Origin of the sequence: Staphylococcus sp. EG-SA-14, from assembly GCF_017151935.1 — a bacterium.
Taxonomy (GTDB): domain Bacteria; phylum Bacillota; class Bacilli; order Staphylococcales; family Staphylococcaceae; genus Staphylococcus; species Staphylococcus aureus.
Genome location: NZ_JACVZM010000034.1, coordinates 1 through 16,657, shown reverse-complemented (window position 1 = coordinate 16,657; position 16,657 = coordinate 1). Strand labels below are relative to the sequence as shown.

The 16,657-nt window shown below is 35.1% G+C and carries 15 protein-coding genes, 1 rRNA gene and 1 pseudogene; 5 read left to right on the top strand and 12 right to left on the bottom strand.

The annotated features are described in order from the left end of the window. Window positions 1-10: 10 nt before the first annotated feature. A 5S ribosomal RNA gene (gene rrf / locus IDG63_RS13710) occupies window positions 11-125 on the top strand. Between the two features lie 466 nt (window positions 126-591). Here the strand turns inward: rrf and ilvA are convergent. The 10 genes from ilvA to IDG63_RS13660 form a co-directional block, all read right to left on the bottom strand. Further along, window positions 592-1,860, bottom strand: coding sequence for a threonine ammonia-lyase IlvA (gene ilvA / locus IDG63_RS13705; protein WP_000216853.1), 1,269 nt, complete (start codon window positions 1,858-1,860; stop codon window positions 592-594). Between the two features lie 14 nt (window positions 1,861-1,874). Continuing rightward, complete coding sequence (leuD, locus tag IDG63_RS13700; RefSeq protein WP_000718951.1) at window positions 1,875-2,447, bottom strand: 3-isopropylmalate dehydratase small subunit; 573 nt, start codon at window positions 2,445-2,447, stop codon at window positions 1,875-1,877. After that, window positions 2,448-3,818 carry a 3-isopropylmalate dehydratase large subunit gene (leuC, locus tag IDG63_RS13695; RefSeq protein WP_000531820.1) on the bottom strand — a complete coding sequence of 457 codons (1,371 nt, stop codon included), beginning with the start codon at window positions 3,816-3,818 and terminating at the stop codon, window positions 2,448-2,450. Between the two features lie 13 nt (window positions 3,819-3,831). Next, window positions 3,832-4,878, bottom strand: a complete 1,047-nt coding sequence (leuB, locus tag IDG63_RS13690; protein WP_000221945.1) for a 3-isopropylmalate dehydrogenase — start codon at window positions 4,876-4,878, stop codon at window positions 3,832-3,834. Between the two features lie 2 nt (window positions 4,879-4,880). Beyond that, window positions 4,881-6,410 (bottom strand): 2-isopropylmalate synthase, encoded by a 1,530-nt coding sequence (locus tag IDG63_RS13685; RefSeq protein ID WP_000094582.1) that lies wholly within the window; start codon window positions 6,408-6,410, stop codon window positions 4,881-4,883. Window positions 6,411-6,439: 29 nt separating this feature from the next. Then, window positions 6,440-7,444 carry a ketol-acid reductoisomerase gene (ilvC, locus tag IDG63_RS13680; RefSeq protein ID WP_000214552.1) on the bottom strand — a complete coding sequence of 335 codons (1,005 nt, stop codon included), beginning with the start codon at window positions 7,442-7,444 and terminating at the stop codon, window positions 6,440-6,442. Window positions 7,445-7,580: 136 nt separating this feature from the next. Further along, the gene (locus IDG63_RS13675) at window positions 7,581-7,835 is read right to left on the bottom strand and encodes an ACT domain-containing protein (RefSeq protein WP_000196911.1); all 255 of its coding nucleotides are present in this window, start codon (window positions 7,833-7,835) and stop codon (window positions 7,581-7,583) included. Then, a complete protein-coding gene (ilvB, locus tag IDG63_RS13670; RefSeq protein WP_000047810.1) occupies window positions 7,835-9,604 on the bottom strand; it encodes a biosynthetic-type acetolactate synthase large subunit in 1,770 nt (589 codons plus the stop codon). Before ilvB ends, IDG63_RS13675 begins: the two co-directional genes overlap by 1 nt. A gap of 27 nt (window positions 9,605-9,631) precedes the next feature. Beyond that, window positions 9,632-11,320, bottom strand: a complete 1,689-nt coding sequence (gene ilvD / locus IDG63_RS13665) for a dihydroxy-acid dehydratase (RefSeq protein WP_001255780.1) — start codon at window positions 11,318-11,320, stop codon at window positions 9,632-9,634. A 317-nt stretch (window positions 11,321-11,637) separates the two neighbouring features. Beyond that, the gene (locus IDG63_RS13660) at window positions 11,638-11,793 is read right to left on the bottom strand and encodes a hypothetical protein (protein ID WP_001791591.1); all 156 of its coding nucleotides are present in this window, start codon (window positions 11,791-11,793) and stop codon (window positions 11,638-11,640) included. 37 nt (window positions 11,794-11,830) lie between these two features. Between IDG63_RS13660 and tsaE the strand changes: the two genes are divergently transcribed. From tsaE to tsaD, 4 genes are read left to right on the top strand one after another with little or no spacing between them, the layout of a single operon-like run. Continuing rightward, the gene (tsaE, locus tag IDG63_RS13655) at window positions 11,831-12,292 is read left to right on the top strand and encodes a tRNA (adenosine(37)-N6)-threonylcarbamoyltransferase complex ATPase subunit type 1 TsaE (RefSeq protein ID WP_000590798.1); all 462 of its coding nucleotides are present in this window, start codon (window positions 11,831-11,833) and stop codon (window positions 12,290-12,292) included. Then, window positions 12,273-12,935, top strand: coding sequence for a tRNA (adenosine(37)-N6)-threonylcarbamoyltransferase complex dimerization subunit type 1 TsaB (gene tsaB, locus IDG63_RS13650; RefSeq protein WP_001086744.1), 663 nt, complete (start codon window positions 12,273-12,275; stop codon window positions 12,933-12,935). The genes tsaE and tsaB overlap by 20 nt, the downstream gene beginning before the upstream one ends. Beyond that, the gene (gene rimI / locus IDG63_RS13645) at window positions 12,908-13,372 is read left to right on the top strand and encodes a ribosomal protein S18-alanine N-acetyltransferase (RefSeq protein WP_000372758.1); all 465 of its coding nucleotides are present in this window, start codon (window positions 12,908-12,910) and stop codon (window positions 13,370-13,372) included. The genes tsaB and rimI overlap by 28 nt, the downstream gene beginning before the upstream one ends. Continuing rightward, window positions 13,365-14,390, top strand: coding sequence for a tRNA (adenosine(37)-N6)-threonylcarbamoyltransferase complex transferase subunit TsaD (tsaD, locus tag IDG63_RS13640; protein ID WP_000159034.1), 1,026 nt, complete (start codon window positions 13,365-13,367; stop codon window positions 14,388-14,390). Before rimI ends, tsaD begins: the two co-directional genes overlap by 8 nt. 101 nt (window positions 14,391-14,491) lie before the next feature. On the opposite strand, the gene IDG63_RS13635 is transcribed toward tsaD, so the two are convergent. Then, window positions 14,492-16,102, bottom strand: a complete 1,611-nt coding sequence (locus tag IDG63_RS13635) for a MutS family DNA mismatch repair protein (RefSeq protein WP_000106330.1) — start codon at window positions 16,100-16,102, stop codon at window positions 14,492-14,494. 32 nt (window positions 16,103-16,134) lie between these two features. Further along, window positions 16,135-16,413, bottom strand: a pseudogene (locus tag IDG63_RS13630) (transposase); the annotation flags it as partial. Between the last annotated feature and the right edge of the window lie 244 nt (window positions 16,414-16,657).

The window sequence follows — 16,657 nt, the reverse complement described above, 5'->3', positions numbered from 1 at the left end:
CATTCATATGTCTGGTGACTATAGCAAGGAGGTCACACCTGTTCCCATGCCGAACACAGAAGTTAAGCTCCTTAGCGTCGATGGTAGTCGAACTTACGTTCCGCTAGAGTAGAACGTTGCCAGGCAAGTTGAGACCGCAGGTCTCTTTTTTTTATGTCTAAAACGTCAAAATAAAAGCAAACACAAAGAAAGATGGCTTGGCGAAGTGAAAACGTTTGAATCTGACGAAACAAGAAAAGAGCGCAACGAGTTTAGTAGAGCTAAATGAGTAAGCGAGAGCCGAAGAAGAGGAAAGAAGCAAGCGATTGTCACAAGTCAAGAAAGGTCTTTAGGGACGATGGTAGCAAACTTACGTTCCGCTAGAGTAGAACGTTGCCAGGCAAAAAATGGATGCGATGAGCCGCATTGAGACCGCAAGGTCTCTTTTTTTATGTCTAAAGTTACATAGTAAAAAGCAAACACAAAGAAAAATGGCTTGGCGAAGTGAAAACGTTTGAATCTGACGAAACGAGAAATGTAAAGTATAATAAAAAGCAGTCATAAGATGATTTCAATTAGAAATCAATTTATGACTGTTTTTCTTACTATGTGTTAAATTAACAATGAATATAACATCTTATTTTCATTAATATAAATATTGGAAGGATCGAAATGATTTACACGTTGTTTGAGTTGTATTAAATCATCATGATCTTTAAGTTGAATACCAATAATGACAGTACCTGTATTTTGAGAAGATTTTTTCAAGTATTCAAATTTTGTAATATCGTCTTGTGGGCCTAAAACATCATTTACAAATTCTCTTAATGCACCAGGGCGTTGAGGGAAGTTTAAAATAAAATAATGTTTCATTTCTTCATATAATAAAGAACGTTCTTCAATTTCCTTCATACGATTAATATCATTATTACCACCACTAATGACACAAACAACAGTTTTACCCTTAATGTGGTCTTTGTAGTTTTCAAGAGCACTCACACTTAATGCGCCAGCAGGTTCTGCTACAATTGCTTGTTTTGAATACATGTCTAAAATCGTAGAACAAACTGCACCTTCATCTACTTGAACGTAATCATCTACATTTTCTTTTGCAATTTCAAATGTAATATCGCCAACTCTAGCTACAGATGCACCGTCCACAAATTTATCGATATTAGGCAATGTGACTACCTGATTATTTACGACAACAGATTCATACATACTACTTGCACCTGAAGGTTCAACACCTATAATTTTCGTGGTAGGTGAATAGGTTTTAAAGTAAGTACTAATACCTGAAATTAAACCGCCACCACCAATTGCGGCAAATAGATAATCAAAGTTAACATTGTCAGACTTTGCTTGTTCTAGCATTTCTTTAGCAAGCGTACCTTGTCCAGAAATTGTATGAACATTATTGAATGGATCTATAAAGTTCATTTGATGTTCACTTGTATAAGTTAAAGCTTCAGCTAAACAGTGATCAAATGTATCACCAGTGAGTACAACTTCAACGTTACTATTTCCAAAGAACTTTACTTGATTTACCTTTTGTAAAGGTGTAGTGACTGGCATAAAGATAACAGCGTTTAAATTAAGTTTTTTAGCTGTATAGGCAACACCTTGAGCATGATTACCTGCACTTGCACATGTAATACCTTTACTTTTAGCTTCATCTGATAAAACAGAAATAGCGTTGTAAGCACCTCTTAATTTAAAAGAACGTACCCATTGTAAATCTTCTCGTTTTAAATAAACTTTACAATCATACTTTTGAGATAAGTAATGGTCTAATTGTAAAGGTGTTTCTTTGACAATATCTTTAAGTCTTAAAAATGCTTCATCGATATCTTTCGTAGAAACTGTTGTTTTGACTGTCATAATATTCAACTCCCTTAAAGTGATTTTTCATATTTTTCTATTAATGATTCATATTGTAGGGTGATTGCAATGTCATCTAAGCCATTTACAAGTTTATTTTTCCAAGTTTCATCAATTTCAAAATGGAAACGCTTGTCTGGTGATGACACAGTTTGATTTGGTAAATCGACCTCAATTTCAACATATTTAGCAAGATGTTCACGGGCACTTTTTTCTAAAACGATAGGCAACATCGCATTTTTAGTGCAATTCATATAAAAAATGTCACTGAAACTTCCTGCAATAATAATATGAAAACCATAGTCCTTAAGAGCCCAAGCAGCATGTTCACGACTTGAACCACATCCAAAATTATCTCCAGTAATTAAAATAGAAGCCCCTTTATATTGTGGTTTGTTAGGATTGAAATCTGGATTATCTGAACCATCTGGTAAATAACGCCATTCATCAAAAGCAAATGGACCGAAACCACTTTTTGAAATACGCTTTAAGTGTACCTTAGGAATGATTTGGTCTGTATCGATATTGTCGTTGAAGAGAGGGACTATTTTACCTTTATATGTTGTAATAGGTTTGATTGCTGCCATTTAAACAACCACCTTTCTTACGTCCACAAATTTACCATGAATAGCTGCTGCTGCTGCCATAGCAGGGGATACTAAATGTGTTCTTGCACCTTTACCTTGTCGTCCTTCAAAGTTTCGATTACTTGTAGATGCACAATGTACGCCCTCAGGTACTTGGTCAGGATTCATGCCTAAACACATTGAACATCCTGGTTCACGCCATTCAAATCCTGCATTTTTAAAGATAGTATCTAGACCTAATTTTTCTGCTTCTTTTTTTACTGTACGAGAACCTGGTACGACAATAGCTGTAATATTTGGGTGAACTTTATTTCCTTTAACAATATGACTAGCTTCAATCAAATCTGATAGTCTAGCATTTGTACATGAACCGAGAAAAACATACCCTAAGTCGATGTCTTCAGCTTTTTGACCTGGTTCTAACCCCATATAATCATACGCACGTTGATCGTTGATATCTTTGATTTCAGGGAATGGTTCACTGAAATTAACACCCATTTCAGGATTAGTTCCCCATGTCACTTGTGGTTCTAATGTTGAAACATCAAGTTCAATTACACGATCAAATATCGCGTCGTCATCAGAATATAGCTCACGCCACTTATCAACTGATTTAGCGAAGTTATCGGCAAATGGTCTCCCTTTAACATATTCAAATGTTATATCATCAGGTTGGATTATGCCGTATTTGGCACCACCTTCGATAGCCATGTTACAAATAGTCATTCGACCGTCCATTGAAAGGTTTTTAATTGTTTCGCCAGTAAATTCCAAAGCATAGCCTGTACCAAAGTCAACACCATACGTTTTAATTAAATGCAGAATAATGTCCTTAGCATAGACGCCTGTTGGTAAGGTACCATTAATATCGATTTTTAAGTTTTTGGGTTTTGTTTGCCATAGCGTTTGAGTTGCGAAAACATGTTCAACTTCACTTGTTCCAATTCCAAATGCAATAGCACCAAATGCTCCATGTGTTGCTGTGTGAGAGTCACCACAAACGATTGTCTTGCCAGGCTGTGTAAGTCCTGTCTCAGGTCCTACCATGTGAACAATACCTTGTTCATCAGAGCCCATATCAAAAATATGCACCCCAAAATCTATGGCGTTTTTTTGTAATGTTGTGATTTGTTTGTTTGCAATTTCATCTTTAATATTGAATATATCAATAGTAGGAACATTGTGATCGAGTGTTGCAAATGTTAAATCTGGGCGTCTTAATTTTCTGTTTTGAAGCCTAAGTCCTTCAAATGCTTGAGGAGAAGTAACTTCATGTATAAGGTGTAAATCAATGTATAATAGTTGCGGTTCGCCCAATTTCCCGTATAACACATGTCTGTTCCACACCTTGTCAAATAATGTTTGACCCATTTACATCTCCCCCTTAGTGATTCAATTTTTGAGATAGAATTTCGAAAATATCAGTAGTATTCAATTTGCCGCCTAAATCTGCTGTCGTTTGCCCATGTTCAATCATGTTATAAATATGTTGTTCTAATTCATCTGCAGCATCTGGTTGATTTAAGCTTTCACGTAAACACATCGCTAAAGATAGAATCATTCCAAATGGATTGGCAACGTTTTTACCTGCAATATCTGGTGCTGATCCATGAATAGGCTCATACAATCTTGGACCATCGTTACTAAAACTAGCAGAAGGTGATAAACCAAGTGAACCAGGAATCACTGAAGCTTCATCACTTAAAATATCGCCAAATAAGTTTTCACATACGATGACGTCAAATTGTTTTGGATTTGTGATTAAATGCATACTACAAGCATCAACAAGTAAGTGATTTACTGTTACTTCTGGATATAATTGACTTACTTCATTTACGACTTTGCGCCACAATTTACTAGAAGCTAATACATTTTCTTTATCAACTGATGTTAGTTTTCCTCGTCTTGAAGCGGCCAATTTAAATGCTACGTGAACAATGCGTTCTATTTCTTCTCTTGTATAAGTAAGAGAATCTAAGGCCTCGTGATTATTAAAATGTCTAGGTTCTCCAAAATAAATACCACTTGTCAATTCACGGACTATAACTAAATCTGTGCCTTCAACGCGTTCTTCCTTTAAAGGTGATAAAGAACTAGCGCCTTTGACAACGGTAGTGGGGCGTATATTTGCAAATAAATTTAAGGATTTACGCAATTTTAATAATCCTTGTTCTGGTCGATTGTTAGGATCTGTCCATTTAGGTCCACCGATTGCACCCAGTAAAATAGCATCTGCTCTTTTACACGCATTTAAGGTTTTCTCAGTTAAAGGTTCGCCGAATGTATCAATAGAGGCACCACCAAATTCGTGGTGCTCTATTTGATAATTAAAGTTATATTTATTACTTATAATTTCAAGCAATGATAGAGATCCGTTCAAAATTTCTGGACCGATTCCATCACCAGGTAGGGCAACAATGTTATAAGTCATAATTAATTACCTACCTTCTCAACATTTTCAGCTGCAAATTTAGCATGTGCTTCTACGTATGCTTTACAAGAGGCTTGTAAAATATCATGATCAATACCAAAGCCATTGACAGTCTTACCTTCAATCAATAAATTTACATGTACTTCTGCTTGGGCATCAGTACCTTCAGTGACAGAATTAATACGATAATCAATTAATTCTGTTTCTTTCTGGAAAATACGATCAACTGCATTGTAAATTGCTACGATTGAGCCAGTACCAATACTTGAATCCTGGTAAATATGACCCTCTTTATCTTTAACAACAACAACAGCACTTTGAAGGCCGCTAGAGACATATTGTAGTTGCAGTGTTTCCAATTTATAAAGTGCTTGATGCTCATGCTCAGAACCTTGAATAATCGCATGAATATCTCTATCTGAAACAGATTTCTTTTTGTCCGCAATGGCCTTGAATTGTTTAAATAAATCTATTTGCGCTTCTTTATCAATGCCATAACCTAATGCTTTTAACTTCTCTGAGAAGGCGTGTTTACCAGATAATTTTCCTAATGGAAGTTCAGTCGTGCTTACACCAACAAGTTGAGGTGTCATAATTTCATATGTTTCACGATGTTTTAATACGCCATCTTGGTGAATACCTGATTCATGACTAAATGCATTTTGGCCAACAATTGCTTTATTTCTAGGCACTCGAATACCTGCATATCTTGAAATTAAATCCGATGTTTTTTTAGTTTCTTCGAGATTAAGAGCAGTTTGAGCACCATAATGATCATTTCGAACGTATAGTGCAAGCGCGACTTCTTCAAGTGCTGCATTACCTGCTCGTTCACCAATACCATTTACAGTGCCTTCAATTCGTCTCGCACCGCCTTCAATTGCAGCTAAACTATTTGAAACAGCCATTCCTAAATCGTCATGGCAATGAGCACTATAAATAATTTCATTTGAAGATGTTACAGATTCTGTTAAGGTTTTGAAAATATGTGCATATTCATCATGGTAACTGTAGCCGACTGTATCAGGAATATTAATAACTGTAGCTCCAGCGTCAACGGCAGTTTGTACACATTTCACTAAGAATGGTAATTCAGTACGCGTTGCATCTTCAGGTGAAAATTGAACAACGTCAAATAATTGTTTCGCGTATGTGACATGTTCTTTAATAGATGCTAAAACGTCTTCTTGAGACATTTTAAGTTTATGTTCAAGATGAATAGGTGATGTTGCTATAAAAACATGCACGACCGGCTTCGCTGCATCTTTTGTTGCTTCATATACAGCATCGATGTCAGATTTTTTACATCTAGCTAAACCACATACAGCCGTTGTTGTTAATGTTTGTGCAATTGCTTGAACAGATTTAAAGCTACCTGTACTTGAAGCAGGAAATCCAGCTTCAATAACATCTACACCCCATTTTTCTAATTGCAATGCAATACGCAAGCGTTCATCAAAAGTAAAATTCACTCCTGGTGTTTGTTCACCGTCTCTTAGTGTCGTATCAAAAATTTGAATATGACTACTCATATTTAACAACTCCTCATTGTAGGTCTATCTTATTTTTCAATGCTTTTAGATTTAATAAAAGGCATCATTTCGCGTAATTCACGACCAACTTTTTCAATTTGATGACCATGTTGTTCTTCGCGTAATTTATAAAATTCTTTGAATCCATTTTTATTGTCTTCGATAAAGCGATTACTGAAGTTACCATTTTGGATATCAGTTAATACAGCTTTCATATTTTCTTTAACATCTGGTGTGATAACACGTGGTCCTGAAACATAGTCACCAAATTCAGCAGTATTTGAAATTGAGTAACGTACATTTTCCATACCGCCTTCATACATCAAATCAACGATTAATTTCATTTCATGTAATACTTCAAAATAAGCTAATTCTGGTTGATAACCCGCTTCTACTAATGTTTCAAAGCCACTTTGAATTAATTTCGATACACCACCGCAAAGTACTGCTTGTTCACCAAATAAATCTGTCTCAGTTTCTTCTTTAAATGTTGTTTCAATAACACCTGCACGAGTTGCACCAATACCTTTTGCATAACTTAAAGCAATATTACGTGCTTGACCTGAAGCGTCTTGTTGAATACCAAATAGTGATGGTACAGCAGAACCTTCAACAAATGTACGTCTAACTAAATGACCCGGTCCTTTAGGAGCTACTAAAAATACATCAACATCAGCTGGTGGTTGAATAACACCAAAATGAATGTTAAAGCCATGAGCAAATGCAAGCGCATTATGTTTTTCTAAATTTGGTTCAATTTCGTTTTTGTATACATCACCTTGAATTTCATCAGGTAATAGCACCATAATTACATCAGCTTGCTTAACTGCTTCTGCAACAGGGAACACATCAAATCCATCTTCTTTAGCTTTGTCAAAAGAACGACCTGGGCGAATGCCGATGACTACATCATATCCATTGTCTTTTAAGTTTTGTGCATGCGCGTGACCTTGTGATCCATAACCTACTACTGCAATTTTTTTGCCTTGTAAAGCGTCCGTTTTTACATCTTGATCATAATAAACTGTTGTCATAATAAATTCCTCCAAATAATTAAATATTTTGTTTTTCGAAAATTCTGAAATATAACTTTGTAATAGTGGCAGATGTTAACTAGCAGCCTATGATTTATCTATAACTAATTAGCGCATCATTGCCTTTGTCTTAAAATTAAGCTTCGTTATCAACAAGGTCGTAGCATTCAACCGTTAAAACATTAATTTGTTGTTTTAATTTTTTAATTAATATATGAAGTGATGTATCATCTTGAATATCGACTTGAATTTCCATGTTAGAAATCCCAGGTTGTTCAGAATGTGTAACATGTAATGTATCGATATTATATTGTAGGCGAACAAAAGCACTTGTAATTCGATTTAGCGTGCTGACTTGATCCGCAACTTGTAATTTAAGAATTCTTGTCATTATAAGCCCTCCATTTCATGATTTGATTTGCCACTCGGAACCATTGGGGTTACAGCTTCAGTAGGGGAAATACGAACCTCAATTAAAGCTGGTCCTTGATAAGCAAACGCTGCATCTAATTGTTCTTCCAGTTGTTCTGGCTTATCGATTAAGAAACCTTTGACGCCATATGCTTCTGCCATTTTCATAAAATCAGGTTGACCATTAAATACTGAGTGTGAGAAGCGTTGATTAAAGAACTTATCTTGCCATTGTTTAACCATACCTAATGTTCCATTATTGATTAGTACGATTTTGACATCTAAACCATATTCGGGTAAAAGTGCCATTTCTTGGTTTGTCATTTGGAAACCACCGTCACCGACGAAACATACGACTGTTTTATCAGGATTAGCTAATTTGGCACCAATTGACGAAGGAATACCGAATCCCATTGTTCCTAAACCACCGCTTGTAACCCATTGTCCGTGATTTTTAAATGGATAAAATTGAGCTGCCCACATTTGATGTTGTCCCACGTCTGTAGTAACAATTGCTTCACCATTTGTAATTTTGCCGATATATTCGATTGTTTGTTGTGGCTTACAAAATACTTGATCTTCTTCACCAAGTTTAAATGGGTGTTTCTGCTTATTATTTTGACAATGTTTAACCCAGTCACTGTGTTCTATAGTCTCAACATTTTTATCATTTAAACATTCTAAAAATCTTTTACAGTCTGCAATAATACCTAAATCTACATGAATAACTTTATTGATTTCTGAAGGATCAATATCTACATGTACAATTTTGGCGTTAGGTGCAAAGGCATCAGGTTTGCTTGCTAATCTATCATCGAAGCGGCTACCTAAATTAATGAGTAAATCACACTCAGTTAATGCCATGTTACTAGCATAAGAACCATGCATACCTCCCATACCTAAAAATAGTGTATCCTCATAAGGTACAGCACCTAGACCTAGTAAAGTAGTAACTGTTGGGATTTGATGTTTATTAACAAACTGTGTTAATAATTGATTTGATTTTGATTGATTAATACCTGCGCCGGCTAATACGACAGGCTTTTTCGCTTCTTTTAAAAGTGAGATGAAAGTGTCAATGTCTTTATTTTCTGGTTCTGTAACAACTTCATAACCTGGAATATTGATTTCGTCGCATAAATCCACATTTGTAGCTAAAACACCCATATCTTTTGGAAAATCAATCACTACAGGACCTTTGCGTCCAGAATTAGCTACATGGAAAGCTTCGTGTACGATTTTAGGGATATCTTCAACACGTTTCACTTGATAATTTTGTTTTGTAATTGGTGAAGTCATAGATAGAATATCCGCTTCTTGGAATGCATCTTTACCAATGCCTGGTGTAGCAACTTGTCCAGTGAATACAACTAGAGGTAAAGAGTCGCAATGTGCATCCGTAATACCTGTCATTACATTAGTTGCACCTGGACCGCTTGTAACTACAACGACGCCAGTTTTACCAGATACACGTGCATAACCTTCTGCAGCATGAACAGCACCTTGTTCGTGTCTTGCTAAAATATGTTTGATTTTACCATCATAAAATGTGTCGTATAAAGGTAGTACGGCACCACCAGGATAACCGAATAAATAATCCACATTTTCTTTAAGTAGAGCTTCTACTAGCACTTCTGATCCTGAACGCATGTCATTTAAAGTTTTTTCATTTAGTTGTTCAAGTTCAAGTGATTCAGCCATTTTTAAAGGGTCAATATTTTGGTTTACTTCATGTTGAGTTTTAGACATTTTAACCATCTCCAATATAAAAATAAATTAAATTAAATTCTCAGGGACTTGCATGACGCCACCTGTATTTGCGCTAGTTACTAGGGCAGTATAACGAGCTAGATAACCTGTTTTTACTTTCGCTTTAAACGGTGTTAAAGATTCTCGGCGACGCGCTAGAACATCTTCAGGCTGGTTTACGTTTAATGTACGATTTGTTAAATCAATAGTAATCTCATCTCCATCTTCAATTAAGGCAATTGGTCCACCAGATGCAGCTTCAGGGGAAATATGACCAACTGCAATACCTCTTGTGGCACCGGAAAAACGCCCATCAGTAATTAATGCAACATCTTTACCTAAGCCGCGACCAACAATAGAGGAAGTAGGTGCTAACATTTCAGGCATACCTGGTCCACCTTTAGGTCCTTCATATCTAATGACAACGACGTGGCCTGCACGAACGGTACGATTGTCTATTGCTTCAACAGCTTCATCATGCGAATTGAAACAAATTGCTTTCCCAGTAAATGTTTTGATAGATGGATCAACGCCGCCAACTTTAATAACTGCGCCTTTAGGGGCGATATTACCAAATAAGATAGATAAACCGCCTTGTGCATCATATGGTGCATCAAGAGGGTGAATGACATCAAAGTTCTTAATTTCTTTGCCTTCGTTATTTTCACGTAACGTTTTGCCAGTAACTGTGATTCTATCTGGGTGTAACGTGCCATCTTTCTTCATCAATTCATTAATAATTGCTGGGACGCCACCAGCTTCATGCACATCATGCATTGAATACGATGAACTAGGTGCTATTTTTGATAAATATGGCGTGCGTTTGGCAATAGCATTAATGCGCTCTAAGTCATAATCAATACCAGCTTCATTGGCAATGGCTAACGTATGCAGTACCGTGTTTGTTGAACCACCCATAGCCATATCAAGTGCAAATGCATCATCAATTGCTTCGCGAGTAACGATATCACGTGGTTTTAAATCATTTTTAATATTTTCAACTAATTTAAAAGCTGCTTGGCGAATCATTTCTCGTCGCTGATCACTGACTGCAAGTGCAGTACCGTTGTATGGTAATGCTAGACCTAAAACTTCCATCAAACAGTTCATTGAATTTGCAGTAAACATCCCAGCACATGAACCACAAGTAGGGCAGGCATTTTGTTCCATATCTAAAAATTCTTCTTTAGAAATCGATCCTTCTTTAAATGCGCCGACTGCTTCAAACATTGATGAAAGTGTTAATGCTTTTCCATGTGCAGATAAGCCAGCTTTCATTGGTCCACCAGAGCAAAAGATAGCTGGTACGTTTGTCCTCATGGCTGCTAAAATCATACCGGGTGTAATCTTGTCACAATTAGGAATGTAAAATACGCCGTCAAACCAATGAGCGTTAATTACAGTTTCAGCTGCATCTGCAATAATTTCACGTGATGGTAGAGAATATCGCATTCCGATATGTCCCATAGCTATTCCATCATCAACACCAATTGTATTGAATTCAAATGGAATGGCACCGGCTTCTCTAATTGCTTCTTTAGCTATATCTGCAAGCTCTCTCAAGTGAACATGTCCAGGAACAATATCAATATAAGAGTTACAAATAGCTACAAATGGTTTGTTCATATCAGTTGGACTTTTTAGCGCGCCCGTGGCATGTAAAAGACTTCTTGCTGGTGCTTGGTGATCTCCTTTTTTGATCATGTCGCTTCGCATAGTAAATTCCCCCGTAAATTTTAATGATTAATCATGTTTTATAGTAATAAAAATAAGTAATTGAAAGATAAAACATAAAAAAACGTCCCAATAATATTGGGACGTTTACAAGTCCCATTCAAACAGAAATAGGACTTAAAGCGTTTAGTAAATATTTACTAACGTTCGAGTCCTAAAGAGTATAATAAAATAATAATATTTGAAGTTGTCGGTTGATGTTCAGTATATTGATTAAGCATTTTATTATACTCCTTCCGTGAATGGTATATATCACTTTAATAGTTAGAATTGTCTAAAAATTTGATAAATTTAATTTACTATATCTGCTTTAGTATGTCAACAAATATTTTAAATTTTCTTACAATTAACTTTGAAGAGATAATCTGTTTCAAAGATAAGAAATTTAAGTTGAAATTTGTTACAATATAAAGGTTAAATATAAAGTTAGATACGATTGAACAATGGATAATCATTTTTATGAATGAAAAGCATAATATAGGAGAATCAACATTGATAAAGATAAATAATTTAGATGAAATGAATCAATTTGCTATATTTTTAGTTGAGCAATTGAAAAGTGGTGATTTGATTTTACTTAACGGAGATTTAGGAGCAGGTAAAACAACGTTAACGCAATTTATAGGAAAAGCTCTTGGTGTAAGACGTACGATTAATTCCCCGACATTTAACATCATTAAATCATATAGGGGTAAAAATTTAAAATTGCATCATATGGATTGTTATCGCTTAGAAGATTCTGATGAAGATTTAGGATTTGATGAATTTTTCGAAGATCAGGCAATTACTGTTATTGAATGGAGTCAATTTATAAAAGATTTACTTCCAGCGACGCATTTATCTATTAACATTTCAACAATATCTGAAAATACAAGACAAATTGAGTTGTTCGCGCAAGGAGAACATTATGAACAAATTAAGGAGGCAATTATCCATGAATTCGCTGCTCATTGATACATCGAATCAACCATTATCAGTAGCATTGATGCAAAACGATGAAGTTTTAGCTGAAATAACTACGGATTCTAAACAAAATCATTCAGTGCAATTAATGCCTGCGATTAGTCAGCTATTTGAGCAGAGCAAAATAGCTAAACAGCAATTAGATGCGATTATTGTTGCTGAAGGTCCTGGTTCATATACTGGCTTACGTATCGGTGTTACTGTTGCTAAAACATTAGCGTATGCGTTAGATGTTAAATTATATGGTGTTTCATCATTAAAGGCATTGGCAGCAACAATCGATCATACTGATAAATTATTGGTTCCTGTGTTTGATGCAAGACGACAAGCAGTTTATACAGGCATATTCCAGTGGCAAAATGGTCAATTAGTGACTATTTTAGAAGATCAATATATGTCGATAGAGGCATTGCGAGCTTTTTTAGAAGATTTAAACCAACCATTTATTTATATTGGGAAAGATACTGTAAAATTACAAGATGAATTACAAGGTGAAGTGATTGCGCAGCTACCAAATGCATCAGTCATGTATCAATTGCTAGATAAACCTTCAGACGTACATACATTTACTCCTAAATACCATAAATTAGCTGAGGCGGAACGAAATTGGATCAACAGTCAAAAGAACAATTAAACATTAGAGAGATGACTAAAGAAGATGTGCCACAAGTCTTTGATCTTGAGCGTCGGAGTTTCAATGACAGTTCTTGGACAATTGACGCATTTTATCATGAAATAGAGCAAAATAACTTTGCGAAATATTTTGTCTTAGAATTTGAACAACAAATTATTGGTTATTTAGGTTTATGGATTGTTATCGATCAAGCTCAAATTACAACAGTTGCAATCGATGATAATTATAGAGGCTATGGTTTAGGTCAAATGCTTTTAAAATACGGAATAAACTATGCAAGTCACACTTGTGATGTGATGAGTTTAGAAGTAAGAGTTAATAATAAAGTGGCACAACATGTATATGAAAATTTAGGATTTCAATATGGTGGTAAACGTAAAAATTATTATGGTGAAGGTGAGGACGCAATGGTTATGTGGGTGAATTTAAATGACTAAAGATATATTAATACTAGCTGTTGAAACAAGTTGTGATGAAACAAGCGTTAGTGTTATAAAAAATGGCAGAGATATTTTATCAAATACAGTTTTAAGTCAGATTGAAAGTCATAAACGATTTGGCGGTGTCGTTCCCGAAGTGGCAAGTAGACATCACGTTGAAGGTATAACAGCAACAATAAACGAGGCTCTAGGGGATGCCGATGTATCAATAGAAGATATTGATGCCATAGCGGTTACAGAAGGCCCTGGACTAATTGGTGCGTTACTAATAGGTGTTAATGCAGCCAAAGCATTGGCATTTGCTTACGATAAGCCACTTATTCCTGTTCATCATATTGCAGGACATATATATGCTAATCACATAGAAGAGCCATTAACATTCCCGCTAATTGCACTTATTGTTTCAGGTGGACATACTGAATTAGTTTATATGAAGGATCATTTATCATTTGAAGTCATTGGTGAAACACGAGATGACGCAGTAGGTGAGGCTTATGATAAAGTGGCACGAACAATTGGTTTAAATTATCCAGGTGGTCCACAAGTTGATCGGTTGGCTGCTGAAGGTGAAGATACTTATTCATTCCCTCGTGTTTGGTTGGATAAAGATAGTTATGATTTTAGTTTTAGTGGGTTGAAAAGTGCCGTAATCAATCAACTTCACAATCAACGACAAAAAAATATTCCAATCATTGAAGCTAACGTAGCAACGAGCTTTCAAAACAGTGTTGTAGAGGTGCTCACGTTTAAAGCTATTCAAGCTTGTAAAGAATATGGTGTTCAGCGATTAATTGTTGCTGGTGGCGTGGCGAGTAATAAAGGATTACGTCAATCTTTAGCGGATCAATGCAAAGTCAATGACATTCAATTAACTATCCCAAGTCCTAAATTATGCACAGATAATGCTGCAATGATAGGCGTTGCCGGCCACTATTTGTATCAGCAAGGTCGATTTGCTGATTTAGCATTAAATGGGCACAGCAATATAGATTTAGAAGAGTATTCTGCAGAATAAAATAAACGTCAGTTATTAACATGATTACTATGAACATTATTGAAACTGTTCATAGTCTTCTGTCATGTGATAGCTGACGTTTTTATGTTTAAAGTTAAATGCTAAATTTTCGGGACATTATCTTTTGCTCGTTCATATATTTTTGCTGGAAATGAAGTGATTTTTAATAATTCGATGGCATTACGTGTATTTGCTTTGCCAGGCTTAATTTTGTAATCAAAATGTATGTTATTATTTTCTATTACCTCATTGAAATGGTAATTTTCATAACGTTGTTTTAAGAGTTCAGCTAACTCAATATCATGTGTTGCTGCAATAACTCTAAAGTTAGATTTTTCATGTAAAAATGATAGTACTGATTCTGAAGCGGCAATTCGTTCAGTTGTGTTGGTACCTTTAAAAATTTCATCTATAAAGCAGTATATTTTTTGATTATCTGGAATTTCAACAATACGCTTAATAGATTTTAATTCAGCCATAAAATAACTATCGCCTGATAACACATCATCGGCATTTGCCATTGACGTGAACACAATTCCAGGTTGATATACAAATTTGCTTGCGGTAACTGTTTGTATAGCCGATGCAAGAATAATGTTTATTGCTATGGATTTCATAAATGTTGATTTACCCGAAGCATTAGACCCAGTTAACAGTATATTTTGTGATAGTGAGAAATCATTGGCTACTGCATCTGCTATGAGTGGATGTGTTAACTCAGAGAATACTATGCCATCATTTGAATCATCAATTTGTGGTTCAGTATAACATTCTAGCGTTCTACGATACATTGCTAATGCATAATGATTATCTAATTCAGCTATGTAATCGAAACAATTTTTAAGCTCATTCATATGTGTTGTATAGCTTTTTTGAATTGAATGAAATAAAACATAATCAAGCATGAAAATAAGTTTAACTAGTTTAATTACCATAGCTCCGATATCTTCATCATTAACTTCAGCTAAAACACTCGTTAAATGACGTGCTGTTCTAAATTGCTTAAAATTGACTTCAGGTTGTGGAGCATGTTTAATTTTTGAGATAGTATAGCCTTGTTTTAAAACATTGGATGCATAAAAGATAGATTTTAAGTCATCCTCATATGTACGCTTTAAAGTTGCTGATAAAATGATATTAAATAGGCAACTCATAAGAAATAATAAAATACCAACTTGTGAATTAATAAATATAACTGCAAATGAGATAACTGGTAAAAACGGGCATAGAAACAATATATTTTGACGTTTTACCGGTGTGATTTGGTCTGGAAATGTTGGATAAACAGTTTTACCAATCAAAGCTAAATGATATGTTACGTTTTTTCTAAATTCAGCATTATCATTAAATAAACTAAGTAATGATTTGTTCGTAATTGAAAGCATTCCACGTAAACAGGCATATAGCTTCATTTCACCAATAGCTGTTAAATTATAATTCATCTTATGAAAGATTGCATTCATATTTAAGTCGGACCAAGTTTTATCATCAACTAATGAATGTGATTCAAATTTTTCCTTGTAGAGCTTATACTCATAGTCGAAATGTGAGTTCGGTCTGATAAAAGCTTCTAATGGAGAAATCGTTTGCCATAATGTTTCCATAGATTTTAATAGACGTTGACGACTCATGTATCGTCCAACAATTCCTATTACAGATGTAAGTAGAATAATTGCTATAACAAATATTAAAAATGTTTGATTTGTGCTCATAAGTATCCCCTTATTTATTTTTAATAATGTGTTTGATCTTGAGCTAACCACAGCATTCGAATACTGTCATGAAGTAATTTCTCTATTCTACGACCAGAAAATACAGATTGAGTATATGCATATAAGATGATTTTTAACATCATTTTTGGATGATAGGATGTTGCGCCACGATGATGTCTGAATTCATCGAATTCGCTATCAGGTATCGTTTCAACAATTTCATTTACATATCGCGAAATATCATTTTGAGGGATTCTAACAGAAGTTTCTATTGGTAGTGTAAGTTGGGTCATGTTATAATTTTTATACATAAGGCACCTCGTTAATTTAGTTTAGTGGTATTTATTAAATTATACGAAGGGACTCAACACAGAAAATTCATTTTATTGAATTTTACATTTATGTGCAAGTTGGGCAAAGTGTCTTATTTTTTTAAAGTATTTCAAAGTAAAATTACATGTTAATACGTAGTATTAATGGCGAGACTCCTGAGGGAGCAGTGCCAGTCGAAGACCGAGGCTGAGACGGCACCCTAGGAAAGCGAAGCCATTCAAT

What these genes read in the sequence shown, in the direction of transcription:
- ilvA (WP_000216853.1), bottom strand. Translation starts at nt 1,860, where the DNA reads ATGACAGTCAAAACAACAGTTTCTACGAAAGATATCGATGAAGCATTT.
- leuD (WP_000718951.1), bottom strand. Translation starts at nt 2,447, where the DNA reads ATGGCAGCAATCAAACCTATTACAACATATAAAGGTAAAATAGTCCCT.
- leuC (WP_000531820.1), bottom strand. Translation starts at nt 3,818, where the DNA reads ATGGGTCAAACATTATTTGACAAGGTGTGGAACAGACATGTGTTATAC.
- leuB (WP_000221945.1), bottom strand. Translation starts at nt 4,878, where the DNA reads ATGACTTATAACATTGTTGCCCTACCTGGTGATGGAATCGGTCCAGAA.
- IDG63_RS13685 (WP_000094582.1), bottom strand. Translation starts at nt 6,410, where the DNA reads ATGAGTAGTCATATTCAAATTTTTGATACGACACTAAGAGACGGTGAA.
- ilvC (WP_000214552.1), bottom strand. Translation starts at nt 7,444, where the DNA reads ATGACAACAGTTTATTATGATCAAGATGTAAAAACGGACGCTTTACAA.
- IDG63_RS13675 (WP_000196911.1), bottom strand. Translation starts at nt 7,835, where the DNA reads ATGACAAGAATTCTTAAATTACAAGTTGCGGATCAAGTCAGCACGCTA.
- ilvB (WP_000047810.1), bottom strand. Translation starts at nt 9,604, where the DNA reads ATGTCTAAAACTCAACATGAAGTAAACCAAAATATTGACCCTTTAAAA.
- ilvD (WP_001255780.1), bottom strand. Translation starts at nt 11,320, where the DNA reads ATGCGAAGCGACATGATCAAAAAAGGAGATCACCAAGCACCAGCAAGA.
- IDG63_RS13660 (WP_001791591.1), bottom strand. Translation starts at nt 11,793, where the DNA reads ATGATTATCCATTGTTCAATCGTATCTAACTTTATATTTAACCTTTAT.
- tsaB (WP_001086744.1), top strand. Translation starts at nt 12,273, where the DNA reads ATGAATTCGCTGCTCATTGATACATCGAATCAACCATTATCAGTAGCA.
- tsaD (WP_000159034.1), top strand. Translation starts at nt 13,365, where the DNA reads ATGACTAAAGATATATTAATACTAGCTGTTGAAACAAGTTGTGATGAA.
- IDG63_RS13635 (WP_000106330.1), bottom strand. Translation starts at nt 16,102, where the DNA reads ATGAGCACAAATCAAACATTTTTAATATTTGTTATAGCAATTATTCTA.